Annotated in this window: 18 protein-coding genes; 13 read left to right on the top strand and 5 right to left on the bottom strand. The window is 62.3% G+C overall.

Annotated elements, in window-relative coordinates; all coding sequences use genetic code 11:
* Positions 1-6: 6 nt before the first annotated feature.
* Positions 7-807: a hypothetical protein gene (locus tag PNAP_RS08525; RefSeq protein WP_157040243.1), complete on the top strand. Its 801-nt coding sequence runs from the start codon at positions 7-9 to the stop codon at positions 805-807.
* Positions 808-992: 185 nt separating this feature from the next.
* Positions 993-1,793 (top strand): esterase/lipase family protein, encoded by an 801-nt coding sequence (locus tag PNAP_RS08520; protein WP_041376624.1) that lies wholly within the window; start codon positions 993-995, stop codon positions 1,791-1,793.
* 23 nt (positions 1,794-1,816) lie between these two features.
* On the opposite strand, the gene PNAP_RS08515 is transcribed toward PNAP_RS08520, so the two are convergent.
* From PNAP_RS08515 to ppa, 3 genes are all read right to left on the bottom strand, one after another.
* Positions 1,817-2,497, bottom strand: coding sequence for a hypothetical protein (locus tag PNAP_RS08515; protein ID WP_198140682.1), 681 nt, complete (start codon positions 2,495-2,497; stop codon positions 1,817-1,819).
* A 122-nt stretch (positions 2,498-2,619) separates the two neighbouring features.
* Positions 2,620-6,750 (bottom strand): chemotaxis protein CheB, encoded by a 4,131-nt coding sequence (locus PNAP_RS08510; RefSeq protein WP_041376622.1) that lies wholly within the window; start codon positions 6,748-6,750, stop codon positions 2,620-2,622.
* A gap of 232 nt (positions 6,751-6,982) precedes the next feature.
* On the bottom strand, positions 6,983-7,525 hold the full coding sequence (ppa, locus tag PNAP_RS08505) for an inorganic diphosphatase (protein WP_011801101.1): 543 nt from the start codon (positions 7,523-7,525) through the stop codon (positions 6,983-6,985).
* Between the two features lie 261 nt (positions 7,526-7,786).
* Between ppa and PNAP_RS08500 the strand changes: the two genes are divergently transcribed.
* Complete coding sequence (locus PNAP_RS08500) at positions 7,787-10,027, top strand: sodium-translocating pyrophosphatase (RefSeq protein ID WP_011801100.1); 2,241 nt, start codon at positions 7,787-7,789, stop codon at positions 10,025-10,027.
* Between the two features lie 141 nt (positions 10,028-10,168).
* Here the strand turns inward: PNAP_RS08500 and PNAP_RS08495 are convergent, their stop codons facing one another.
* Together PNAP_RS08495 and iscB are read right to left on the bottom strand one after the other, a co-directional pair.
* A complete protein-coding gene (locus PNAP_RS08495) occupies positions 10,169-10,885 on the bottom strand; it encodes a GntR family transcriptional regulator (RefSeq protein WP_011801099.1) in 717 nt (238 codons plus the stop codon).
* A complete protein-coding gene (gene iscB, locus PNAP_RS08490) occupies positions 10,882-12,276 on the bottom strand; it encodes an RNA-guided endonuclease IscB (protein WP_041376621.1) in 1,395 nt (464 codons plus the stop codon). Before iscB ends, PNAP_RS08495 begins: the two co-directional genes overlap by 4 nt.
* A gap of 396 nt (positions 12,277-12,672) precedes the next feature.
* Between iscB and araD the strand changes: the two genes are divergently transcribed.
* The 10 genes from araD (at position 12,673) to moaA (ending at position 24,405) form a co-directional block, all read left to right on the top strand.
* Complete coding sequence (gene araD / locus PNAP_RS08485; RefSeq protein WP_011801097.1) at positions 12,673-14,412, top strand: L-arabinonate dehydratase; 1,740 nt, start codon at positions 12,673-12,675, stop codon at positions 14,410-14,412.
* A 15-nt stretch (positions 14,413-14,427) separates the two neighbouring features.
* On the top strand, positions 14,428-15,144 hold the full coding sequence (locus PNAP_RS08480; protein WP_011801096.1) for a ribonuclease activity regulator RraA: 717 nt from the start codon (positions 14,428-14,430) through the stop codon (positions 15,142-15,144).
* A gap of 56 nt (positions 15,145-15,200) precedes the next feature.
* Positions 15,201-16,184: a Bug family tripartite tricarboxylate transporter substrate binding protein gene (locus PNAP_RS08475; protein ID WP_011801095.1), complete on the top strand. Its 984-nt coding sequence runs from the start codon at positions 15,201-15,203 to the stop codon at positions 16,182-16,184.
* A gap of 180 nt (positions 16,185-16,364) precedes the next feature.
* Positions 16,365-16,850: an acyl-CoA thioesterase gene (locus PNAP_RS08470; RefSeq protein ID WP_011801094.1), complete on the top strand. Its 486-nt coding sequence runs from the start codon at positions 16,365-16,367 to the stop codon at positions 16,848-16,850.
* A gap of 400 nt (positions 16,851-17,250) precedes the next feature.
* Positions 17,251-19,398, top strand: a complete 2,148-nt coding sequence (locus PNAP_RS08465) for an ATP-binding protein (protein WP_011801093.1) — start codon at positions 17,251-17,253, stop codon at positions 19,396-19,398.
* 44 nt (positions 19,399-19,442) lie between these two features.
* Entirely contained in the window at positions 19,443-19,814 is a 372-nt protein-coding gene (locus PNAP_RS08460) for a response regulator transcription factor (RefSeq protein ID WP_011801092.1), read from the top strand.
* Positions 19,815-19,828: 14 nt separating this feature from the next.
* Positions 19,829-20,287: a chemotaxis protein CheX gene (locus PNAP_RS08455; protein ID WP_011801091.1), complete on the top strand. Its 459-nt coding sequence runs from the start codon at positions 19,829-19,831 to the stop codon at positions 20,285-20,287.
* Positions 20,288-20,338: 51 nt separating this feature from the next.
* Positions 20,339-21,769 carry an aldehyde dehydrogenase family protein gene (locus tag PNAP_RS08450; RefSeq protein ID WP_041377122.1) on the top strand — a complete coding sequence of 477 codons (1,431 nt, stop codon included), beginning with the start codon at positions 20,339-20,341 and terminating at the stop codon, positions 21,767-21,769.
* Between the two features lie 298 nt (positions 21,770-22,067).
* The gene (locus PNAP_RS08445) at positions 22,068-23,132 is read left to right on the top strand and encodes an ABC transporter substrate-binding protein (RefSeq protein ID WP_232290768.1); all 1,065 of its coding nucleotides are present in this window, start codon (positions 22,068-22,070) and stop codon (positions 23,130-23,132) included.
* A 142-nt stretch (positions 23,133-23,274) separates the two neighbouring features.
* Positions 23,275-24,405 carry a GTP 3',8-cyclase MoaA gene (moaA, locus tag PNAP_RS08440; RefSeq protein ID WP_011801088.1) on the top strand — a complete coding sequence of 377 codons (1,131 nt, stop codon included), beginning with the start codon at positions 23,275-23,277 and terminating at the stop codon, positions 24,403-24,405.
* Positions 24,406-24,419 lie beyond the last annotated feature (14 nt).

Raw genomic sequence — 24,419 nt, 5'->3', positions numbered from 1 at the left:
TTGACCATGAATTCCCTGTCCAGCCCCGATAACCCTGCGCCAGCCTTGACCGAGCCGCTTGCTAGAGCGGCGATGGAGCCCGCCATCGCGCTCGGCCGCACCCACGCGCGGCGGCTGCGCGAGGTGTACCGCTCCGCCGGCTGGCCCTGCCAGGACATGCTGGAAATCGAGTTGCTGGCGGCCGGCATGCTGGAGCGCATCGCCGGCCCGGCGGGCCACGAAACCCTGCACGTGACCGATGCGGGCATAGCCTGGCTGGCGGCCACCCTGGCGCGCAACCGTTCGGCCCTGTCGGCGCACGAAGCGCTGGTCGAGCAGGTCGCCTGCGAAATGGTGCGCGCCGGCCGCATCGCCTGGCGCGCCCTGAGCCTGCGGGCGCAGCTGCCGCCGGCGGGCGTTGGCGAAAAAGTGCGCTGGTGCATGGTGCGGCCCGACGTGTTCTCGATCCGCAACACCACCGTCGAAAGCTATGTGGACCCCATCGTCCACGAGATCAAGGTCAAGCGCTCCGACCTGCTCGGCGACCTGCGCCGGCCTGACAAACGAACGGCCTACCTCGACCTGGGCGGCGAATGCTGGTATGTGCTGGGCTGCGATGCCAAAGGCCGGCCGATAGGCGCCGCCGATGAGATTCCCGCCGAATGCGGCGTCATGCTGATGCAAGACCAGCGGCTGGTGGTGGCCCGGGCCGCGCCCCGGCGCACCCGGCAAAACCTGCCGCTGGGCGTGTGGATGGCGCTGGCCAAGGCAACGCCGGTGGCGGGCCTGAATGACGGCGTGCAGGGCTTGCTGGGCGAAGGCGGATAGCCAGCGGCCCTCGCCGAACATCAAAAAAGCACCTGGTCAGAAGCGCTACACCCCTTCAAAACACGGCAGCCGCCCCGATATTGAAGGTAATATTTCTGAAGAAAAGTCACTTTCCGGCAATACGTCAAGCCATGAAAAGACCGTCACATCCACCGCTCCCGCGCAGTCGGGCAGGCCTCAAGCCCATGCCTCAATCGCGTGGCAAGGCGCCGCTGCATGACGTGCCGCCCAGCGCCTGGCTGCTGGCGCTTGAAGTGCGCGCCCTCTGGGAATTCAGCGCACTGCTGCCGGCCTGGCCGCTGCTGAACCGTGCCCCACGGGGCGACAACCATCCGGTGGTGGTGTTTCCGGGACTCTCGGCCAACGACCTATCGACCGCGCCGCTGCGCCGCTACCTGCAGTTGCTCAAGCACTCGGCCTGCGGCTGGGACCAGGGCTTCAATTTCGGCCCGCGCCCCGGCGTTCTCGATGAAGCCAAAGACCAGCTGGTGCGCACCTGCGAAAGCACCGGCCGCAAGGTCAGCCTGATCGGCTGGAGCCTGGGTGGCATTTACGCGCGCGAGCTGGCCAAGGAAGTGCCGCAGATGGTGCGCAGCGTCATCACGCTGGGAACACCGTTTGCCGGCTCGCACAAATCGACCCATGCCTGGCGGCTTTACGAACTGGCCAGCGGCCGCAGCGTCGAGCGCGAAGCCGCCGGCTACGACCTGCCGACGGCGCCCCCCGTGCCGACCACCAGCATTTATTCGCGCACCGATGGCGTCGTGGCCTGGCAGGGCAGCATCCAGTCGCCGAGCGACAAGAACCCGTGGACTGAAAATATTGAAGTCGTGGCCAGCCATGTCGGCCTGGGCTTCAACCCCAGCGCCTGGTGGGCCATAGCCGACCGGCTGGCCCTGCCGGAAGGCGAATGGAAACCGTTCTTGCGGGAAACCCGGGGCCGGGTTCATGAGCTGATCTACCCGGACCCGACCCGGCCGGCCTGAACCGCCGGGTTCATGGCCGGGCCTTAATGGACTGGCGCTGTCTCGACGGCAAAGCGCAGCGTGACCAGGCGCTCCTGCCGGGACAGCCTGACATGCTCCGCAGCCGCCAGCGCCTGCACATCGTCCCACACCAGCTTTCGGTAGCTGTCGTCATAGCGGTCCACCTGGCCTTCGCCTGCCGGGCTGACCTGCAGGGAAACGGCGACTTCAGCCTGGCTGGCGACAGCGGTGATCAGGAGGCTGGCCGGCTCGGTCATTGAATCGGTCAGCGCAAGCAGTGCGGCGCTCAAGACCATCCGCACGGCATCGCGCTGCACCTGGACCGGCATCTCGTCAACCTCATTGTCCAAGCGAAAGCCGCAAAAATGCAGCATGGTGGCCAGCAGGCCCACGCACTCCCTGATGCCCGCGTCCACCCCGGTCAAAACGCCCGGCTCGGGCGCCAGCCAGGTGCTCATGTCATTGCACTCATCGAGCGCGGCCCTGGCAAACCCGTTGATCTTGTCGGCCTCTTCGCGCACCGACTGCAAGTCGGGATTTGCAGCGGAAAGCTTGTGCTGCATGACGCCGTAAATCAGGCCAATCGGTTGCAGCGGCCGCACCATGTGGTGACGCAGACAAGGCGCCAGGCGCCTCAACACGGCATAGCGGGCGGCCTCGATCTGCTGCCCGGACACCTCAGGGAATGCGCTTGATCCATTCAAGGATGGACTGGTTTTTTGAACTCTCATGTCTCCTGCTCTTCCCTATGAGGGTAAGGCGTTTGTATCAAAACAAAATACCCCCCGGTCGGTTCAGGCCAGGGAATTTGTAACCAGTGGCTACTTTATTGCACTTCACCTTCGGCTTTGGAAACCAGTTGCGCAATGGTCTGGCAAATATGCGCCACCGTGGCGGGTTTTGACAGGTGGGCATCGAAACCGCTTTGCAAGGCACGCACGGCATCGACCTGCCGGCCATAACCACTCAAGGCAATGGCTTTCAGAGCGTGCAATCCTGGAATCTTGCGGATTTTGCGGATCAGCTCGTAGCCGTCCATGTAAGGCATGCCGATGTCAGAAATCAGCAGGTCGTAAGCGCTTTTGTCCAGCAACTCCAGCGCCTCCTGGCCGCTGGTCGCCATGTCAACCGTGGCCCCTTCCAGACGCAGCAGCGCCGCGAATGGCTCCAGCAGGTCGATCATGTCATCGACAACCAGAATCTTCAGGCCCTTCAGGTTTCCGGTTTGTTCAATGGTTTTTTTGTCCTGCTGCGTGGTTTGGGCCAGCGGCAGCCAGACGCTGAACGTGGCGCCTTTGCCCAGGCCGGCCGAATCGGCCAGCACTTTGCCGCCCTGGGCCACCGTCAGGTCGCGCACCAGCGTCAAACCCACACCCAGCCCCATGTTGGTGCTGGGTACCTTTTGATTGGGTGCCTGAACAAACATGCCGAAAATCTGCGGCAAAAACTCAGCGGTAATTCCCTGGCCGGTGTCGGTCACGCTGAATTTTGCAAACTCGGCATCGCGTTCCAGCTGCACCGTGATGGTCCCGCCTTCAGGCGTGAACTTGATGGCGTTGTTGATCAGGTTCCAGAAAATCTGTTCGGTCCGGACGCGGTCACACAATGCAAGCACTTCCTTGTCACTGCATTCATAGACCAGCGTCAGGCCTTTCTTGCTGGCGGCTTCGCGGGCTGCGGAGGCAATCATCTCGGCCAGCTCATCAAGGTTCACCGGGGCCAGCCTGAGCGTCAGCTTGCCGGTTCGGGCGCGCGACAGGTCCAGCAGGTCGTCAATGATCTTGGTCTGGCTCACCACCGCGTGGCGAATGGTTTCGCCGGCACGCACCACTTCGGGCAGTGCGCGCACCTCGGGCTGGCTGAGCAGCAATTCGGTATTCACCTGGATCAGGTTCAGCGGGTGCTTGAGTTCATGCGACATCACCGCCAGGAACTGGTCCTTCAGTTCATTGGCCCGTTTTTCCATGGCCAGCAGTTCATCGCGGCTGACCTGCAGGGTCTTGTTTTCCGTGATGTCGCGGGCAATCTTGGCATAGCCGCCCATTTTCCCTTCCAGGCGAGTCACCACGCCGCTGCAAAAGAAGGTGCTGCCGTCCTTGCGCAAATGCCAGCGCTCATCGGTCGAACGCCCTTCTTCGCGGGCGAGGCGCAACTCCTCGTCGGCAGCGCCCGCGGCCCGGTCTTCGGGGGTAAAGATGATCGCAAACAGCTGGCCGACCGCTTCTTTTTCAGAATAGCCAAAGATCCGCTCGGCGCCGTGGTTCCAGGTCGTGATGAGGCCTTCTTCATCAATGGTCAGGATGGCGTAGTCCTTGGTGGTTTCGGCCGCGATGCGCAGGCGCTCTTCACCCGCGCGCACATTTTCCTCGGCCTGGCGCAGGGCCGTCACATCGACAAAGGTCAGCACCGCGCCTTCAATCCGGTCATCGGTGGTGCGGTAGGGCCGGATGCGCGCCAGGTAATGCCGGCCGTCGCTGCTGCTGACCTGCCGCTCCACCTTGTTGAGCGTGTTGAAGACTTCGGTAACATCATTGACCAGCGCGCTGTAGTCCAGCTTGTGGGTGATGTCGAGCAGGGAGCGGTTGAGGTCGGACTCGATCAGGTTGAAGAGGCTGGCCGACTGCGGTGTATAGCGCTTGATGCGCATGCCCCGGTCAATGAAGATGGTGGCAATGTCTGTCGAGGTGATGAAGTTCTGCAGGTCGTTGTTGATCTTGCTGGTTTCATCGACCTTGATTTTCAATTCAAAGTTGACGGTCGTCAGCTCTTCATTGATGGACTGCAGCTCTTCCTTGCTGGTTTCCAGCTCCTCGGTGGCCGAGCGCAGTTCTTCGTTGATGGCCTGCAGTTCTTCATTCGATGCCTTGAGTTCTTCGGTGGATGTTTCGGCCTGCTCGATGGTCTGCTGCAAGTCCTCCTTGAGTTGCCGAATCTCGGCTTCCAGCTGCGCAATGACCTGTTGCTGCGCCTGGTCGATGCCTTTGAGCTGCAGATCGCCGGGCTTTTCCGGCACCTCATCGAACATCACCAGCGTCAGCGCCGCTTCCGGCCCCTCTTCCCCGAAGAAGCGCACGGTCATTTCAACCAGCGCCTGGCTGTCGCCGCGTTGAGTCGCAATGGCGTGGGTCTTGACGGGCTTGCCGGTATGCATCGCCTGGTAAAGCGCCGTGCGCAATTCCGTGCGGAGTTCGGGCTGCATGTTGTCCAGAAGATTGACCGATGGAGCGCCGCCGCCCGGCAACAGGAATTTGCCGACGTTATCGGACAGATGCAGGATATTGTGGCTGGCGTCTATCAGCACGCTGGGCAAGGCAATCTGGTCAATGAGCTTGCGGTGCATCTCGGCGAATGACGCAAGCTTGGACTCGCGCCGCACCTGTCCGGGCAGTGCGAGAGTCGTGTGGTCGCGTGGGAAATCCGTGGTCAGCAGCAAAAGGCGCGATGCATGCGAATTCTGATTAACCTTGTAGATACGGTTTTTTTTATCATGCACCGTGAAAAGGCTGGGTGCCGCATCCGCGGACTCCGAATTGCCCAGGAACAAAAACCCCGAAGGCTTGAGCGAAAAGCGAAACGATTCAAGAACACGGGCCTGGGCGGCCTTGTCCAGGTAAATCAGCAGGTTGCGGCAGCAAACCAGGTCGATCCGGGAAAAGGGCGGGTCGCGCAGCACGTTGTGATTGGCAAACAGCACCTTTTCCCGCAGTTGCTTGATGACCCTGAACTGGTCTTTTTCGCGGATAAAAAACTGCCGCAGCCTTCCGGGCGACACATCCGTCGTGATCGATTCGGGATACAGGGCATTGCGGCCAACGCTGATTGCCCTCTCATCAATGTCGGTCGCAAACACCAGCAACTCCGACATGCAGTTTTGCAGGTTCATCTGCTCCTGCAACAGCATGGTGACGGAATAGGCTTCCTCGCCCGTGGCGCAGCCGGCCACCCAGACGCGCACCGGATCGTCGGGCGGACGGTTGCGCAACAGGCTGGGCAGCACATCGTGCTCAAGCGCTTCAAAAGCCTCGGGGTCGCGAAAGAAGTTGGTGACGCTGATCAGCATGTCCTGAAGCAGCGGCTTGGCCTCTTCAGGGTGCTCGCGCAGGTAGTCGCGGTAGGCCGGCAAATCCGGAAGGCGCCTGACCTGCAGCCGGCGCTCGATGCGGCGCAGAACGGTGGCCCGCTTGTACTGCCGGAAATCGTTTTTGGAGTAGCTGCGCAGCAGGGCCATGATGTCCTGCAAAGCCTCTTCGGCAAGCCGGGCCGCTTGCGCACTGTCAAAGGCCATGACATCCATCGAAGGCGCGGCATCCCTGGGCAGGCTGATGCGGCGGGCATTGGTCCACAGTTCAATCAGGCGCTGCGGCATATCGACCGCATTCAGGGTGAAATCGACCATGCCCGTGGCAATGGCGGCTTTGGGCATGCCGCCGTACTCGGCATCTTCAGGCGCTTGCGCCAGGGTCACGCCACCCTGCTCCTTGACCCGGGCCAGCCCGGCCGCGCCGTCCATGCCGGTGCCGGACATCACGATGGCCATCGCCCTTTCCTGGTGAGACTGGGCCAGCGTGCGAAAAAACAGGTCGATGACCATGTGCATTCCCCGGACCCGGACGGGCTCGGACAGCTGCAGGTGGCCATCGTTCATCGCCAAATCGTGGGAGGGAGGTATGACATAGACATGGTCCGCTTCGATGGCGGTGCGTTTGTCCACCTGGATGACCGGCATCTGCGTCACCCGCCGCAAAATCTCGGCCACATTGCTTGGATGCTCGGGAGACAAATGAAGAATGATGACAAATGCCATGCCATTGGCCGCAGGCATCTGTTCAAAAAAGCGCAACAGGGCGTCCAGGCCGCCGGCTGAAGCACCGATGCCGACCACGGGGAAATTGAGCCGGCTTTTCAGGGGCTGGGCCTGATCTTCAGGATCTAGAGAAACGTCAAGCTGGTCTGACATGCTGATAAACCGGTCTGGATGTAGGGATATCGTTGAATGATACTGTTGAACACTACGTGGGTATTGCTCCTGCAATACCTGACACCCATTGCCCATGAAAAAAGCGCCTCCAGACTGAGCTGAAGACGCTTTTGATGCGCAAACCAGGCAGCGATTGCTATATTTTCAATAGCTATCAACGCCCGTCCAGCTTGCGCAAAAGCACTAAAAGCCTTACAAAATCGTTCAAGAATTACGCAGCCTGCTGTTCCTTGGCGTAGTTGGCAATGCCGTCGGCAATTTCTTTCTTGGCAGCGTCCGGGCCTTCCCAGCCCGAAATCTTGACCCATTTGCCTTCTTCCAGGTCTTTGTAGTGTTCAAAGAAATGGGCAATGGTTTTCAGGCGCAGCGGATTCATGTCTTCCGGTTTTTGCCAATGCGAGTAGAGCGAGCACTTCTTGTCGATGGGCACGGCCAGCACCTTGCCGTCTTCGCCGGCTTCGTCGGTCATCTTCAGGATGCCGATGACGCGGCAGGTCACCACCACGCCGGAAATCAAGGGAACGGGCGTGATCACCAGCACATCGACCGGGTCGCCGTCACCGCTCAGGGTTTGGGGCACGTAGCCGTAGTTGCACGGGTAGTGCATGGCGGTGCTCATGAAGCGGTCCACGAAAATCGCGCCGGACTCCTTGTCCACCTCGTACTTCACCGGGTCGGCGTTCATCGGGATTTCGATGATCACGTTGAAAGAGTCAGGAGCGTTTTTGCCGGGTGTAACTTTATCTAGGGACATGGTCGCTTTAGGTTGATGAAAAACATTGATAAAAAGAACGGCTTGTTCTGCTGCGGGACAGTTTGGCCAGCTGAGGGAAGAGATTTGCCCGCATTTTACTGATGCGTACCTTACGGGTTGCCAACGGCGCCTGTTTTAGCGTTTAATTTCTCCAGTTGGCCAATCGTCCCATCGCCTCCATGCGAGCCACGAGGAAGCAACGCAGCGGGGGTCCGCTTGCGTGGCACCCATCAAGGCAAAAAAATAACGTCGGAGGTATGTATGACTGGTAACTCAGCCGCGCTCATTCTTGCGCTAGTATGCGGGCTCATCGCCGTGGGCTATGGCTTTTGGGCCAGAAGCTGGATTCTTTCCCAGGACGCAGGCAATGCGCGCATGCAGGAAATCTCGGCCGCCATCCAGACGGGCGCGGCCGCCTACCTGGCCCGGCAGTACAAGACCATTGCCATCGTCGGCGTCATCCTGGCGCTGCTGATCGGCGTCTTCCTGGACGGCAAGACCGCCGTCGGCTTCGTGATTGGCGCTTTTTTATCGGGCGCCTGCGGCTTTATCGGCATGAATGTCTCGGTGCGCGCCAATGTGCGGACCGCGCAGGCGGCCACGCGCGGCATTGGCCCGGCGCTCGACGTGGCGTTTCGCGGCGGGGCCATCACCGGCATGCTGGTGGTCGGCCTGGGGCTGCTGGGTGTGACCGGATTTTTCTGGTTCCTGGTCGGCAACGGCAACTACACGCCGACCGCCAGACTGGCCGACCTGCTCAACCCGCTGATCGGCTTTGCCTTCGGCTCGTCGCTGATCTCGATTTTTGCGCGGCTGGGCGGCGGCATTTTCACCAAGGGCGCCGACGTGGGCGCCGACCTGGTCGGCAAGGTCGAAGCCGGCATTCCCGAGGACGACCCACGCAATCCGGCGGTGATTGCCGACAACGTGGGCGACAACGTCGGCGACTGCGCCGGCATGGCGGCCGATTTGTTCGAGACCTACGCGGTCACCTTGATTGCCACCATGGTGCTGGGCGCGCTGCTGGTGGCAGCCAGCCCGATCAACGCGGTGCTCTACCCGCTGGCGCTGGGCGCGGTGTCAATCATCGCGTCGATCATCGGCTGCTTTTTCGTCAAGGCCTCGCCAGGCATGACCAACGTGATGCCGGCGCTGTACAAGGGCCTGGCCGTGGCCGGCGTGCTGTCGCTGATCGCCTTTTACTTCGTCACGACCTGGCTGATGCCCGACAACGCGATTTACGCCAGCGGCAGCCAGATGAAGCTGTTCGGCGCCTGCGCCGTCGGCCTGGTGCTGACGGCCGCGCTGGTCTGGGTGACCGAGTACTACACCGGCACGCAGTACGCGCCGGTCAGGCACATCGCCCAGGCCTCGACCACCGGCCACGGCACCAACATCATTGCCGGCCTGGGCGTGTCGATGCGCTCGACCGCCTGGCCGGTGATCTTTGTCTGCATCGCCATCCTGGTGTCGTTCAACCTGGCCGGCCTGTACGGCATTGCGATTGCCGCGACTTCCATGCTGAGCATGGCCGGCATCGTCGTGGCGCTCGATGCCTACGGCCCGATCACCGACAACGCTGGCGGCATTGCCGAAATGGCCGACATGCCGCCCGAGGTGCGCGCCGTGACCGACCCGCTCGACGCCGTGGGCAACACCACCAAGGCCGTGACCAAGGGCTACGCGATTGGCTCGGCCGGACTGGCCGCGCTGGTGCTGTTTGCCGACTACACCCACAAGCTGGAAAGCTACGGCCGGGCCATCAGCTTTGACCTGAGCGACCCGATGGTCATCGTCGGCCTGTTCATCGGCGGCCTGATTCCCTACCTGTTCGGCGCCATGGCGATGGAAGCCGTGGGCCGCGCTGCGGGCGCCGTGGTGGTCGAGGTGCGCCGCCAGTTCAAGGAAATCGCCGGCATCATGGAAGGCACGGCCAAGCCCGAATACGGCCGCGCGGTGGACATGCTGACCACGGCGGCGATCAAGGAAATGATCATTCCGAGCCTGCTGCCGGTGGTGGTTCCGATCCTGGTCGGCCTGCTGCTGGGACCGAAAGCGCTGGGCGGTTTGCTGATGGGAACCATCGTCACCGGCCTGTTCGTGGCGATTTCGATGTGTACCGGCGGCGGCGCCTGGGATAACGCCAAGAAGTACATCGAGGACGGCCACCACGGCGGCAAGGGCTCGGACGCGCACAAGGCGGCCGTGACCGGCGACACCGTGGGCGACCCCTACAAGGACACCGCCGGCCCGGCCATCAACCCGCTCATCAAGATCATCAACATCGTGGCACTGCTGATCGTGCCGCTGATGATGAAGTTCCACGGCGGCACCGCGCAGGCCGCGCCCGTGGTGCCGGTGCAGGCGCCCACCGCCATCAGCGCCCCCGCCACTACGCCAGTGGCGCCTGCCCTGCCCGCGCCGGCACCGCTCCAGGCACCCGATGCCGCTGCGATTCCGACCCCGGCGGCCAGCGCGCCAGCCTCGGCGGCTTCGCAATAAGGCTTGCCAGAACAGGGGGGAACCTACTCCACCGCTTCAATCAGGAACAGCCGCCCGGACAGGGGCGCGTTGGCCAGCGCTGCTGGACTGCACCGCCTGGCGCAGGAACGCCGCACGACGGACAAGATCGCGCCTCAAGGCTCAGCGCGCATCCGAAACAATCCAGTCCGGGTAGCGCTGCCTGATGTCATCGACAAAGGCGAGTGTTCCCGCCAGATGCTGGCGCAGCGCCTTTTCAGCAGCTTGCGCGTCCTTGCGGGCAATGGCTTCGACGATGGCGCCATGGTCCCGCACAATCGCCTGCGGCTTGCCTTCGTCCGGCAGGTGCAGGCGGCGCAGCCGGTCCACATGCCCGCTTTGCTTGCGCACCAGGTTCCACAGCGGCCCCACCCTGGCGGCCTCGTACATTTCCCGATGAAAGGCCTGATCGGCCAGAGCCAGCTTCGAGACATCCAGCGGCTTGAGCGCGGCTTCCTGCTCCGCCAGATTCGCGTTCAGGCGCTGCATCAGTTGCTGGTGCTCCGCATCGGGCAGTTTGCACAGCGTCGCCAGTATTTCCAGTTCAATCGACCGCCGCAGGAAATGCGCCTGCAGCGCCGCCGACAGGTCAATGCGGCTGACCACCGTGGCATGTTGCGCAAAGATGTCCACCAGCTGCTCTTCGCCCAGGCGCAGCAGGGCGTCGCGGATAGGCGTCTGGCTGATGCCGAAGTGGTCCGCCAGTTCCGCGCGCTGCAGCACCGTGCCGGGTTCGAGTTGCACCGACACGATCAATTCACGCAAGGCTTCGAAAACCTGCGGGGCGGACTGGCGGGTACGGTCAAGTTTGAGCGGAGCAACTTTCGCTAGGGCGTTCATCTGTTTGCGCGTGAAACCTCGGCCTTCAGGCCGGGGAGGTAGAGCGCGGGATGCGAAGCATCCCCCTGCTTTGGCGGCGTACCTGTCGCGTCCGTTTTTGCCACCAGTTGATAACCGTATCCATCGCCGCGCTGCACTACGGTGCAATAGCGGTGGGATACACCTTGAACCAAACCATGGCGGGTTTGAATGTTGAAGCTGCCCGATGCCCTGACAGCCACCCGTCCGGTGTGGATGCCTGTCTTCTTGCCTTGGGTGACTTCGGCTTTCACCATGTCGCCAGTCTGAAAACCCTGGATGCTTTTGGAACGGGTCAGGTAACCGCGCGCGGAGCCATATTTGTCCAGCCGGGTGCGCTGGTAACTGCCGCGCCCCATGGCCTTGAGGCGCAGCGTCGGCTTGTGCCAGCCGGTCATTGCGTTCACATGGCCGACACAGGCCGCATCGAGCGCATGGGTTTTAGGGATTCCCAGCGCCATTCGATTGAACTTTGTTCTGCCGCCGGATGCGGTTTCAACCACCAAGCCCGTAGTTTTGAGGGCATTTACCAAGGCCCAACGGGTCGAATTCACCGCTGCGGCATCCTTGAGGGGCCGTTTGGCCTGCCCCAAAATACGTTTGAGCAACTCTGGCTTCCTGGCCAGAAACACCTCAACGGGCAACGCTGCTTTTTTCTGGTTGCAACACTGGCAAGCCAGCGTGAGGTTGCCAATGCGGTCTGAGCCACTTTTCGACTTGGGGTGGATGTGTTCAATTTGCAGCGGCACGTTTTTGGCGCCGCAGTAGGCGCAAGTCCGGCCCCATTTCTCAAGCAGGTACTCACGCACCTCGTAGCCCGCCAAGGTGCCCTGCTGGTACTGCGCACCTTCAATTTCCGGGTTCTCCAGTGCCTGCATGTCAAAGCGCACCATCTCGGTACTGATCGCAGAGACGGGCGCGAGTTGTTCCAAACGATTGACCCATGCCAGCGTCGTATCGACCCGGTGTTGCAGGCTCGGGGCCAGCCAGCCTTTTGCCTTGTTGTCCCGATTGAGAAACCTGGGCGCACGGTAGCGAAGTTTTCCACGGCGCAGCCTGCGATGCCCGCGCCTGGCGGTGAGTGCTTTGCTGATTTGGCGGCCACGGTGCGCCAGCTCAAACAGGTTGAGCACCGCCACCGCGCCCCTTTCAGCTTCGCGCACCAGTGCAATGCCGGTGGTCTTGCTGCCGGGGTCAAGTTTGATGCGCAGGGCCTGAAACTCGCTGGATTCAGCAAAACGGTCAACCACGCGAATGGTGAACGGCAACATCTTGTGTACTCGGGCACGGCCACGTTCCAACAGCAGTCTGGCCCGCTTTTCGGTGCAGGGCATCAGTGGCCTGCCGCTCCTGTCTAAAACAAACACCGCCATTTCAAAACCTTCTGCCCTTACGGGCCTGGTGACGCAAGCCTTTCGGCACATCTCCCCTCGGGAATGTCAGCAACCGGCTCCTGCTCTTGCGAGCAGCGACTAAAACCTTCGACCCTTTACCTTTGGTCTGCATGATTAAAGCCTTGCAGAGCAGCGAACTGAGGAAGCATTCGCTGGTGCGTCTTGACGACCTGTTGCTAACGTAGCGGGCTGGTTACCGCTTTCCCTGTTTCAACCTGGCTTGTTGTCTTTCGACTTCAAGCTCCGCCCTTTAGGGCGGGGTAGTTGACGCGGTCTTTATGGGTGAAGGGTCGTGGTTAGGGTAAATCATAGCATTGACGTACTAATATATTAGTGCTTTAATTTTGTCAATATTTTGAACCTGAACACCTTTTCATGACTAAAAAAACCTACGCGGAACTGCGCAGCGCGCGCTGGTTCGCCCCCGACGATGTGCGCTCCTTCGGCCACCGCTCGCGCGTGATGCAGCTGGGCTACGGCCCGCAGGACTGGGAAGGCAAGCCGGTCATCGCCATCATCAACACCTGGAGCGACATCGGCACCTGCCACGGCCACTTCAAGCAGCGCGTCGAAGACGTGAAACGCGGCGTGCTGCAGGCCGGCGGCTTCCCGCTGGAACTGCCGGCCCTGTCGCTGTCCGAATCGCTCGTCAAGCCGACCACCATGCTGTACCGCAACATGCTGGCGATGGAGGTCGAGGAACTGCTGCGCAGCCACCCCATCGACGGCGCGGTGCTGATGGGCGGCTGCGACAAGACCACGCCCGGCCTGGTGCTGGGCGCGCTGAGCGCCGGCGTGCCTTTCATCTACATGCCCGCCGGCCCGATGCTGCGCGGCAATGTCAAGGGCAAGGTGCTGGGCTCGGGCTCGGACACCTGGAAATACTGGGACGAGCGCCGCGCCGGCAAGATCAACGCGACGCAGTGGCTCGAAGTCGAAGGCGGCATTGCGCGCAGCCACGGCCACTGCATGACCATGGGAACGGCCAGCACCATGACCGGCATTGCCGAAGCCATTGGCCTGAGCCTGCCCGGCGCCTCGTCGATTCCGGCGGTCGATTCCAACCACATCCGCATGGCCACCGAATGCGGTCGCCGCATCGTCAGCATGGTCTGGGAAGACCTGACCCCCGCCAGGATGCTGTCGCGCGCCTCGTTCGAGAACGCCATCACGGTCGCCATGGCGATGGGCTGCTCGACCAACGCCATCATCCATCTGGTGGCGATGTCGCGCCGCGCCGGTGAACACTGCGCCGTCGGCCTGGACGACTTCGACGCGGCCAGCCGCCGCGTGCCGGTGATTGCCAACATCCGGCCCAGCGGCGACACCTACCTGATGGAAGATTTCTATTACGCCGGCGGCATGCTCGGCATGATGAGCGTGCTCAAGGACCACCTCAAGCTTGATGCGCTGACCGTCACCGGCAAGCCCCTGGGCGACAACCTGGTGGGCGCCGAGGTCTATAACCACGACGTGATCCGCCCGCTCGACAACCCGATCTATGCCCAGGGCGCGCTGGCCGTGCTGCGCGGCAACCTGGCACCCGACGGCTGCGTGATCAAGCCCAGCGCCTGCGCGCCGCAGTTTTTCCAGCACACCGGCCCGGCGCTGGTGTTCGACGACTACCCGTCGATGAAAGCCGCCGTCGACGACGAGAACCTCGACGTGACCGCCGACCACATCATGATCCTGCGCAACGCCGGCCCCCAGGGCGGACCCGGCATGCCCGAGTGGGGCATGCTGCCGATTCCGCTCAAGCTGGTCAAGCAGGGCGTCAAAGACATGCTGCGCATCTCGGATGCGCGCATGAGCGGCACCAGCTACGGCGCCTGCATCCTGCACGTCGCGCCCGAGGCCTATATCGGCGGCCCGCTCGCGCTGGTGAAAACCGGCGACCTGATCAGCGTCGATGTGCCGGCGCGCAGCATCCACCTCGAAGTCAGCGACGACGAACTGGCGCTGCGCCGCGCCGCCTGGACAGCGCCGCCCAAGCGCTTCGAGCGTGGTTACGGCTGGATGAGCGCGCGCCACATCCAGCAGGCCGACACCGGCTGCGATTTTGATTTTCTTGAAACCTCGTTCGGCGCGCCCATCGGCGAGCCCGACATCTATTGACCACGAAAGACACCCATGGCCCTCAGCCCCGCCACCCGAGACAAGCTCAAGACCGTCAGCACCGCCACGCTGTGCACGGCCCTGTTCAAGCGCGGCCTGCGCAACCAGTTCATCCAGGACGTGCATCCGGTCAATCCCAGCCTGCCGACCATGGTGGGCGAGGCCTTCACGCTGCGCTACATTCCGGCGCGTGAAGACCTGAACCCGATCAGCGTTTTTCAAGACCCGAATCACCCGCAGCGCGTGGCCGTCGAGCAGTGCCCCGAAGGCGCCGTGATGGTGATCGACAGCCGCAAGGATGCGCGCGCCGCCTCGGCCGGCTCGATCCTGATCTCGCGCCTGATGGTTCGCGGCGCCGCCGGCATGGTCACCGATGGCGGCTTTCGCGACACGCCAGAACTGGCCGCGCTGCCCTTCCCCACCTACCACCAGCGGCCTTCGGCACCAACCAACCTGACGCTGCACCAGGCGCTGGACATCAACGTGCCGATTGGCTGCGGCGACGTAGCGGTGTTCCCCGGCGACGTGATCGTCGGCGACCAGGAAGGCGTGTTCGTGATCCCGGCGCACCTGGCCGACGAAATTGCCGACGAGGCGGTGGAGATGACCGCCTTCGAGGACTTCGTGACCGAGGAAGTGCTCAAGGGGCGGCCCATCATCGGCCTGTATCCACCGACCCTGCAGCAATCGAAGGACGACTTCGCGGTCTGGCGCAAGGCTAAAAACCGCTGAAACCTGCCCATGGCGCCGTCCAAGCCCCATCAATCACTTCATCAGGAGACAAATTCATGTCAAAAAGACGTCTTGCGCTTGCCACCATTGCGTGTGCAGCTATTGGTTTCATAGCATCCAGCGGCCCGGCGCTGGCCCAGGCCGACTACCCGAACAAACCGGTCAAGATCATCGTGCCCTTCCCGGCCGGCGGCACCAGCGACGTGATGGGCCGCCTGATCGCCGAGGAACTCGGCAAGATCCTCAAGCAACCCTTCATCGTCGAGAACATCGGCGGCGCCGGCGGCGTGATCGGCACCGAGCGCGGCGCCAAGGCCGCGCCCGATGGCTACACGCTGATCCAGACCGGCGTCGGCCAGAGCGCCGTGGCCCACGGCCTGGAGCCTTTGCCCAAGTACAACTCGAACACCGACTTCATCCATATCTCGCAGGTGCACTCCGGCCCGAATGTGCTGGTGGTGCATCCGAGCACGCCTTTCAAGACCCTCAAGGAACTGGTCGATTTCGCCAAGGCCAACCCCGGCAAGCTCGACTACGGCTACACCCCGGCGGCCTCGGGCCACATGGCGATGGAGCAGTTCAAGCAGACCGCCGGCATCTTCATGCTGGGCATTCCCTACCGCGGCGGCGGCCCGATGATGACCGACATCCTGGGCGGCACGATCAAGATGATGTTCATCAACCAGGACGTGGCGCTGCAGCACGTCAAGGCCGGCAAGCTGCGCCCGCTGGCCGTTTCCAGCGCCCAGCGCAATCCGCTCTACCCGGACGTGCCGACCGTGGCCGAGTCGGGCTACAAGGGCTTTGAAGCGCTGTCCTGGTCCGGCCTGTCGGCCCCCAAGGGAACGCCGCAGCCGATCATCGACAAGCTCGAAGCCGCCATGGTGCAGGCCATGAACTCGCCTGCGGTGAAGCAGCGGCTGGAATCGCAGGGCTTTGTCGTTCCGGTGCAGGGCGCGAAGCACTACGCCGAGTTTGTCAAAAGCGAAGAGGCCCGCTGGACCCGGGTGATCAAGACCGCCGGCATCAAGACGCCCTGAGCCTGCCAGGGGGATGCGGCGCTGGCACATCCATTGGCCATGGCAGCCGTCTGAACATCCAGACCTTGGCACAATGGCGGGCGTCAAGCGCATTGCCTGGCCCTCTGGTAGAGCCGCCCTTTCGTACGCGTACGGAAGTGGCGGCTCGATCCATTTTCTCTACCCTTCATGACATAAAAGATGACCCTGCCCGCGCACCAACTCACCATGACCGTGCTGATGACCCCCGACATGGCCAACTTTTCCGGCAATGTCCACGGCGGCACCATCCTGAAATTTCTGGACCAGGTCGCCTACGCCTGCGCCAGCCGCTACGCGGGGCGCTACGTCGTCACCCTGTCGGTGGACCAGGTGATGTTTCGCCAGCCGATCTACGTCGGTGAACTGGTCACGTTTCAGGCGTCGGTCAACTACACCGGCACCTCGTCGATGGAAATCGGCATTCGGGTGCTGGCGGAAAACATCCGCACCCAGGAGCTGCGGCATGCCAACAGCTGCTTCTTCACGATGGTGGCGGTCGATGACGAGCGCAAGCCGGTGGCCGTGCCCCCGCTGCGCCCGTTCACGCCGGACGAGCGGCGGCGCCACGCGTCGGCCGAGATGCGCAAGCAGCTGCGCCAGGAATTCGCCAAGCGCTTCGAGGCGCTGCGCAGTTCCCCGACCTGAAAACGCAGCGCCCACGGGGGCGGGCAAGCGGCCCGGGCGCTGCCGCCTTCCACGATGGCCAGATCAGCCAGCCGCCCTCCAATATCGCTGGCGCACTATAAAAGTGCACCAGCCCCATCCCTCTTCCGAGAAATCCCCTCAATAGAACATTCGGCAGCAGCCTGCTGAATGCCTGCTTCAGGCCCGTCTGTCGCCGGGAGCCTTCGGCCTGCGCGGTTAAAGCATGCTCCTTAATCAAAATTGGCACGCATCATGCTTTGCGTAACTAATTGTGAATTTCGTTAATTAGGACATCCCTGCCATGCGAAGCGCAAGACGCTGCAAAACGATGGCCTGACGATTGACCAGCTGCCAGGCGCCTCGGGGACTTGATCATTGATTTACCTTAAAGGAGTTCGCCATGTCTTCAGTTTTGACAGCCAACAGCCCCATCGGGGCCGCACCCCTCAAGAGCCGGCAGCCAGTCAAGCGCGCAGCGAGTTGGGGCGGCCTGGCTTCGCTGGGTAAATACCGCGAAATCATCATTGCGGTCGCCCTGTTCCTGCTGTTCGACCTCGGGGTGCTGGTGCTGAACTTCTACACCTCGTTCAAGATCGACCAGGACACCGTCGCCATCAACCTGTCAGGCCGCCAGCGTTATGTGTCACAACGCGTCGCGCGCACCTTGCTGGAACTCGACGCCATGCGCACCGCAGGCCTTCCCTACAAGCCCGAGACGCTGGCCGAACTGCGCAACGGCACCAAGATCTTCCAGATGTCGCATGTGGCCTTCCGTGAAGGCGGAACGATTCCCGGCGGCGACGGCAAACCGGTTTACCTGGAGCCCGTCGTGTCCGAGCGCGGGCGCGAACTTGAGGACAAGGTCGAAACCCTGTGGCGGCCTTATTACGAGTTGCTGCAGCCTTTGATGCGCAACGACGACTTCGCGCCGGGGCAGCTGGCCGCAGCGCTGACGTACAGCCAGGCCAACAACATCAAGCTCCTGGGCGTCGCCAACGACTTTGTCACGGAAACCCAGCAGATCGGCGCGTCGCGGGCCAGCGTGCTGCGCATGGTGCAGACCGGCGGCATCATCCTGGCGCTGCTGAACTTTGCCTTTATCCTGTTCAAGTTCCTGCGCCGCCTGAATACCTCGGATGCGGCCATCGAGGCCGCCAACGAAGAAAACCGGGAAATCCTCACCAGCGTGCGCGAAGGCCTGTTTCTGCTCACGCCCGAACACCAGCTGGGCTCGCAACTGTCCAGCTCGGCCCATGATTTGTTTGGCAAGACCCTCGCTCCCGGCCAGGATTTTTTCGAGCTGCTGTCCACCCTGGTTTCCGAGAAAGCGCTCAAGGACGCGCAGGACTATGTCGAACTGCTGTTCTCGCCGCATGTCAAGGAAAAGCTGATCCAGGGCATCAACCCGCTGGCTGAAGTAGAACTGACCGTCAAAAACCGGCTGGGCCAGAACACGGCCCGCTACCTGTCCTTTTACTTCAACCGGGTGCAGGACGGTGGCACCGTTCGCCATCTGCTGGTCACGGTGCAGGACATCACCCAGAAAGTGGAGCTGCAAGCCAGGCTGACCGAGGAGCGCCAGCGCTCGCAAAAAGAGCTGTCCATGATGCTCAAGGCATTCGAAACCGACCCGGCCATGATGCGCATGTTTGTCGAACGCGCCGAAGTTTCGCTGCTCGAAGTCAATGACCTGCTGCGCAGCACCTCGTCGGCTACGTCGGAAACGCAGGTGCTCAAGGCGGTTGACGGCGCCTACCGCCGCATCCATGCCATCAAGGGCGACGCCGCCTCCATGGGCCTGGAAATCCTGGCCTCGCTGGCCCACCAATTCGAAAGCGAACTGCAAAAACTCAAGGACAGCGGCGCGGCCACTGGCGACGCGCTGCTGGCCCTGCCCTTGCCACTCGAAGACCTGCTGTCTAAGGTCGCAGCCTTCAAGAAACTGAGCCAGAACAGGTCAGCCAGCCCGGCCCTGCCGACGCAAGAGTCCGTGCTTCAAGGACTCAACGCCAGCCTGGCCAAATTGGCCGGCGATGTGGCGGTTGACTGCGGCAAGCGCGTCAATGCCACCGTGCGCATGGGCAGCGCGCTGGACATGCCGGCGGACAAAATGGACCTGGTGCGCGAAGTGGCCGTCCAACTGGTTCGCAATGCCGTGGTGCATGGCGTCGAGGCGCCTCTAACCCGGCTGGCCTGCAACAAGGCCGCCGAAGGACAGGTCGAGGTCAACCTGGGCCGCGATGAAGGCGGCCAATGGCTGCTCAGCGTGCGCGATGACGGCGCGGGCCTCGATCCGGTCCATGTGCGCCGCCGCCTGCTGGAACTGAAGTGGTACACCGCCGAGCAACTGGAAAGCTTCAGCGACAAGCAAATCGCCTCGCAAATCTTCAAGCCCGGCTTTTCCACTGCCGAGGCCACGAGCCAGCATGCCGGCCGGGGCGTCGGCCTGGACCTGGTGCAGTCCAATGTGCAGCGCCTGGGCGCGCGCTTGCTGCTGTCCAGCAACCCGGGCCAGCACACCGAGTTCAAGATTTATTTTGCAGCCTGAAAGGAAGAGGCCACCGCCATGCTCAAACTAACCAGGGAGGCATCATGCGACTGATGATCGTTGACGACTCCAACATGATCCGCACCCGCATTGCGCGCGTGGTTCAAAACGGCGGCCTGCAGGGCGTGGTGCTCGCAGGACTGGCCAAAAACGGCAAGGAAGCCGTGCGCCTGGCGATGGTCACGCGCCCCGAGGTCGTGACCATGGACCTGACCATGCCCGAAATGGACGGCATCGAATGCATTCAGGCCTTGCTGCAGTTCGATCCGTCCATCAACATTCTGGTGGTCAGCGCACTGAGCGACAAATCGACGGCGATCCAGGCGCTCAGGCTGGGTGCGCGCGGCTTTGTCGCCAAACCGTTCTCGGACGAAGAGCTGCAAATCGCGCTGCTCGACGTTGCAGAGGCACGCTAAAGGGAAATTCATCAATGGCGACACTCAACGAAACCGACCTCAAGCTTTTTGTCGATTCCATCCGCACCTACCTGAAAGTCACCACCCGGCAGGAACCCCAGATCACCTCGGCCTTTCTGGGAACGGAGGATCTGGAAGGCTTTGAATTCAATGGCATCGTCACCTTTTCCGGCAGCCATAACGGCCATGTCGTCGTGTCCATGCCAGCCAGGCTGGTGCGCGAGATTCTGCTGCTGCAGCATGAAACCGACTTGAGGGACAGCAACCTGCTGGACGCCGTCGGCGAAATTGCCAACACCCTGGCCGGCAATGCCCGCAAATCGCTGGGGTCGGAACTCGACATATCGGTCCCTGTCAAGGTCCAGGGCCTGAACGGCATCAAGGCCAGGGTGCGCAAGCATCCCTATGTCATCACCCTGCGCTGGAACCACTATGAGGCCATGGTCTGCGTGGACATGGATCGCAGGCATTGAAGAGCCAGGCCAGGACACGCGACATCCGCTCTTTCGCGCAAAATCATGCGCATGCAGTTCAATTACATCGCCAACGCCGCCGTTCCTTCACTCTCCGGCAAGACCATCGCGGTCCTGGACCCGTCAGACGGCCAGGTCTTTGACCAAATCCAGCGCAGCACCGCGCACGACATCGACGTGGCGGTGCGCAGCGCCCGCGACTGCCTGGAACTGGTCTGGTGCCGGATCAGCGCAGCCGAACGCGGCAGCCTGCTGATGCGGCTGTCCGTCAAGGTGGCCGAGCATGCCGAAGAACTGGCATTGATCGAGCAGCGCGACTGCGGCAAACCAACCCGCCAGGCCCGGGCCGATGCGCTGGCGCTGGCCCGCTATTTCGAGTTCTACGCCGGCGCCGCAGGCAATCTGCACGGCGAAACGATTCCCCATCTCGATGGCCACAGCGTGATGACCTGGCGCGAGCCGCACGGCGTGACCGGCCACATCATTGCGTGGAACTACCCGATGCAGATTTTTGGCCGCAGCGTGGGCGCCGCGCTGGCGGCGGGCAATGTCTGCGTCGTCAAGCCCAGCGAGGACGCCTGCCTGTCGCTGCTGCGCGTGGCCGAGCTGGCAACCGAAGCCGGCTTTCCGGCCGGCGCGCTAAACATCGTGACCGGCTACGGCCATGAAGTGGGCGATGCGCTGGCGCACCACCCGGGCATCGACCACATCAGCTTTACCGGCAGTCCGGGCATCGGCACGCTGATCCAGCAGGTCGCGGCCGAGCGGCATTGCCCGGTCAGCTTGGCGCTGGGCGGCAAGAGTCCGCAAATCGTGTTTGCCGATGCCGACCTGGACGCGGCCATTCCGGCCATCGTCAGCGCCATCGTGCAAAACGCCGGGCAGACGAGTGCGGCCGGCTCGCGCCTGCTGGTGGCCCAGGCGATTTACGAGCCGCTGCTGGCGCGGCTGGGCGAGATTTTTGAAGCGCTGCGCGTCGGCCCGGCGGCGCTGGACCTGGACATGGGACCGCTGGTGAGCCAGCGCCAGCAGCAGCGCGTCTGGGATTTCCTGAGCGACGCGCATGTGGACGGCATTCCGATGGTGGCGCAGGGCCAGATCGTCGATGAAGCGCCCGAGGGCGGTTTTTACCAGGCGCCCACGCTGCTGTGCGATGTGCCGCCCGGCCACCGGCTGATGCAGGAAGAAATCTTCGGCCCGGTGCTCTGCGCCATGCGTTTCCAGGACGAAGACCAGGCGGTCGAGCTGGCCAACGCCACCCGCTTCGGGCTGGCCGCCGGCATCTGGACGCGCGATGGCGCCCTGCAGTTGCGCATGGCCAGGCGCGTGAAAAGCGGCCAGGTGTTCATCAACCACTACGGCGCGGGCAGCGGCGTGACCTCATCGGGCCATGGGCGTGAAAAAGGGCTGGAGGCACTGCATGGATTCACGACGCTCAAGACCGTGGCCGTGCGGCATGGCCAAGTTGATATTTTTGAATGAAATATGCCTTTTGCGCACGCCAGCATTTCACATATAGCTATCAAATAAATAGCAAAATCAACACAAAAACAACATCGTGCGAAACCAGGCTTTGAGCGGCGTCACGGCTAAAGGATTCCACCATTGACGCAACTTGTTACATCGACTATGGTTCGAATCACCCTACCAAAGGTAGGGTCATGACCGAGCCAACCTGTAACCAGCCGAGAGAACAATGCGCCGAACACCCAAAATTTTTTTGTCCATGGCCTGCGGGCTTTTTTTATGCGCGTCTGCTCCGGCGCGGGCAGCCGAAGTGGTGTTTGCTCAAATCGCATCCCAAAGCAATCCGGCCTCCATCGACAATGCCAAAGGGCTGACGACAGGTATCCAGGTCTATTTTGAAGCGCTCAATGCCAAGGGTGGCGTTAACGGCAACAAGCTCAAGCTGGAAGTGCATGACGACGGCCTTCAAGCCAAGAACATGGTGGAACTGACCGGCAAGCTGATTGACAACCCGGCCATCGTGGGCCTGGTGGGCTTTCTCAATACGGCGGGCATGACCATGCTGGCCAAGGAGAACGCCTTCGGTAAAGGCGCAATAGCGCTGATTGCACCGATGCAGGGCGACAAGAATGTGGTCGAGGCCGACAACGTCTTCCCCTTGCGCAGCGGCTATGCCGATGAAATCGATGCCCTGCTGAAAGAAGCCAAGACCTGGGGCAAGGACACTGTCTCCATCGTCAACATGAATATCGCCTTTGGTCCCATCCTGGCTGAACTGGCACAAAAACGCGCCACCGACCTGGGACTCAAGGTGGTGTCCCGCTCCGTTGTGGATTTCAGTCCTGATGCGCAAGCCGCCAGCGTCAGCGCAGCCGTCAAGTCTGTTGTGGCGGCCCATCCCAAGGCCATCTTGGTGCTGGCGGCGGGCATGCCGGCATTTGAATTCATCAAGGCGGTTCGCGCCGTGCCCGAAGGCCTGGGGCAGATTTATGGACTGTCTGTTTTGCGGCACAGCGACTTGATTGCGATCACCGGCGTGAACAAGGCGCGCGGCATTGTGTTGAGCCAGGCCACGCCCTATCCCTTTACCTCCACCAAACCCGTCATCACCGAATACCAGGCCGCCATGAAGGCTCACGACCCCAAGGCAGCCTTGTCGTTTTCCAGCCTGGAAGGCTTTTTGGGCGCCAAGATCGCGGCAGAAGCTGTCCGGCGGGCTGGCGCGAACCCCAGCCGGGAGCGGGTGCTTGGGGCATTGAAAACCATGCAGGAATACAACCTCGGCGGCATTTCCGTCAACTACAGCGCCCAGGCCCGCAAGGGCTGGGGCGGCGTTGACTTGACCATCATCAGCGCCACCGGCAACCTGCAAAAGTAAGCTCGGGCACGGTCTGCCGGTTGGCGCATCGCCGGCACGAAGGGAGCGGCCCGGCGATAACGTCTCTGCCTTATGGGGAAAGTCTGCCCGCATCAAGACAGACCGGGCCGATGGGGTAAATTCTCCCCGAGGCTTAATTACCATGACAGACACACCGCGCAAAATCATTCCCCTGGCAGACCTGCGCTACGCAAGCCGCGTGCCGACGGTTCCCGCCCTGTTGCCGGCACCGACCGGGCTGCTCAGCGACACGCTCGGCCGGCCGCTGCGCGACCTGCGCATCAGCGTGACGGATCGCTGCAACTTTCGCTGCAACTACTGCATGCCGAGCGAGGTGTTTGACAAAAACTATGCGTTCCTGCCGCAAAGCTCGCTGCTGAGCTTTGAGGAAATCACCCGGCTGGCGACCATCTTCGTCGCCCATGGCGTCGAGAAAATCAGGCTCACGGGCGGCGAGCCGCTGCTGCGCAAGAACCTCGAAGTGCTGATCGAGATGCTGGCCCGGCTGCAAACGCCTGCCGGCAAGCCGCTGGACATCACGCTGACCACCAACGGCTCGCTGCTGGCCAAAAAAGCCCGGTCGCTGAAAGACGCCGGCCTGCAGCGCGTCACCGTCAGCCTCGATGCGCTGGACGACGCGATTTTTCGCGGCATGAACGACGTAGATTTTCCGGTGGCCGACGTGCTCAGGGGCATCGAGGTCGCGCAGCGCGTCGGGCTGGCGCCGGTCAAGATCAACATGGTCGTCAAGCGCGGCACCAACGATGGCGAGATTTTGCCGTTGGCCCGGCATTTCCGGCACTCGGGCGCGGTGCTGCGCTTCATTGAATACATGGACGTGGGCGCGACCAACGGCTGGCGCATGGACGAGGTATTGCCCTCAAGCCAGGTGATAGCGCGCCTGCAGGCCGAATTCCCCTTGGTGGCCATCGACCCGAACTACAGCGGCGAAACCGCCGAGCGCTGGCGTTACCTGGATGGCGGCGGTGAAATCGGCGTGATCAGCAGCGTGACCCAGGCTTTTTGCGGCGAATGCAACCGGGCGCGGCTGTCCACCGAAGGCAAGCTGTTTTTATGCCTCTTCGCCAGCCAGGGCCATGACTTGCGCGCCCTGCTGCGCGGCAACTATGCCGATGCGCAGATTGCGGCGGCGATTGGGCCGATCTGGCAGGCGCGCTCGGACCGCTATTCGGAAATCCGCGCCGCGCTGCCGCCGGACGCCGGCCCGGCAGGCGGCGCCAAGCGGGTGGAAATGAGTTACATCGGAGGATGAATATGGCCCCCACG

It is taken from the genome of Polaromonas naphthalenivorans CJ2 (assembly GCF_000015505.1).
GTDB classification, from domain to species: Bacteria; Pseudomonadota; Gammaproteobacteria; order Burkholderiales; family Burkholderiaceae_C; genus Polaromonas; species Polaromonas naphthalenivorans.
Note: the sequence above shows the minus strand (reverse complement) of the source record. Positions and strands in the feature narration are given on the sequence as shown.

Bases quoted from the DNA above. Each gene is read 5' to 3' on its own strand.
- PNAP_RS08470 (WP_011801094.1), top strand. From the start codon at position 16,365: ATGACCCTGCCCGCGCACCAACTCACCATGACCGTGCTGATGACCCCC.
- PNAP_RS08500 (WP_011801100.1), top strand. From the start codon at position 7,787: ATGACTGGTAACTCAGCCGCGCTCATTCTTGCGCTAGTATGCGGGCTC.
- PNAP_RS08495 (WP_011801099.1), bottom strand. From the start codon at position 10,885: ATGAACGCCCTAGCGAAAGTTGCTCCGCTCAAACTTGACCGTACCCGC.
- PNAP_RS08465 (WP_011801093.1), top strand. From the start codon at position 17,251: ATGTCTTCAGTTTTGACAGCCAACAGCCCCATCGGGGCCGCACCCCTC.
- moaA (WP_011801088.1), top strand. From the start codon at position 23,275: ATGACAGACACACCGCGCAAAATCATTCCCCTGGCAGACCTGCGCTAC.
- ppa (WP_011801101.1), bottom strand. From the start codon at position 7,525: ATGTCCCTAGATAAAGTTACACCCGGCAAAAACGCTCCTGACTCTTTC.
- araD (WP_011801097.1), top strand. From the start codon at position 12,673: ATGACTAAAAAAACCTACGCGGAACTGCGCAGCGCGCGCTGGTTCGCC.
- PNAP_RS08455 (WP_011801091.1), top strand. From the start codon at position 19,829: ATGGCGACACTCAACGAAACCGACCTCAAGCTTTTTGTCGATTCCATC.
- PNAP_RS08525 (WP_157040243.1), top strand. From the start codon at position 7: ATGAATTCCCTGTCCAGCCCCGATAACCCTGCGCCAGCCTTGACCGAG.
- PNAP_RS08460 (WP_011801092.1), top strand. From the start codon at position 19,443: ATGCGACTGATGATCGTTGACGACTCCAACATGATCCGCACCCGCATT.
- PNAP_RS08475 (WP_011801095.1), top strand. From the start codon at position 15,201: ATGTCAAAAAGACGTCTTGCGCTTGCCACCATTGCGTGTGCAGCTATT.
- PNAP_RS08480 (WP_011801096.1), top strand. From the start codon at position 14,428: ATGGCCCTCAGCCCCGCCACCCGAGACAAGCTCAAGACCGTCAGCACC.
- iscB (WP_041376621.1), bottom strand. From the start codon at position 12,276: ATGGCGGTGTTTGTTTTAGACAGGAGCGGCAGGCCACTGATGCCCTGC.
- PNAP_RS08450 (WP_041377122.1), top strand. From the start codon at position 20,339: ATGCAGTTCAATTACATCGCCAACGCCGCCGTTCCTTCACTCTCCGGC.
- PNAP_RS08510 (WP_041376622.1), bottom strand. From the start codon at position 6,750: ATGTCAGACCAGCTTGACGTTTCTCTAGATCCTGAAGATCAGGCCCAG.
- PNAP_RS08520 (WP_041376624.1), top strand. From the start codon at position 993: ATGCCTCAATCGCGTGGCAAGGCGCCGCTGCATGACGTGCCGCCCAGC.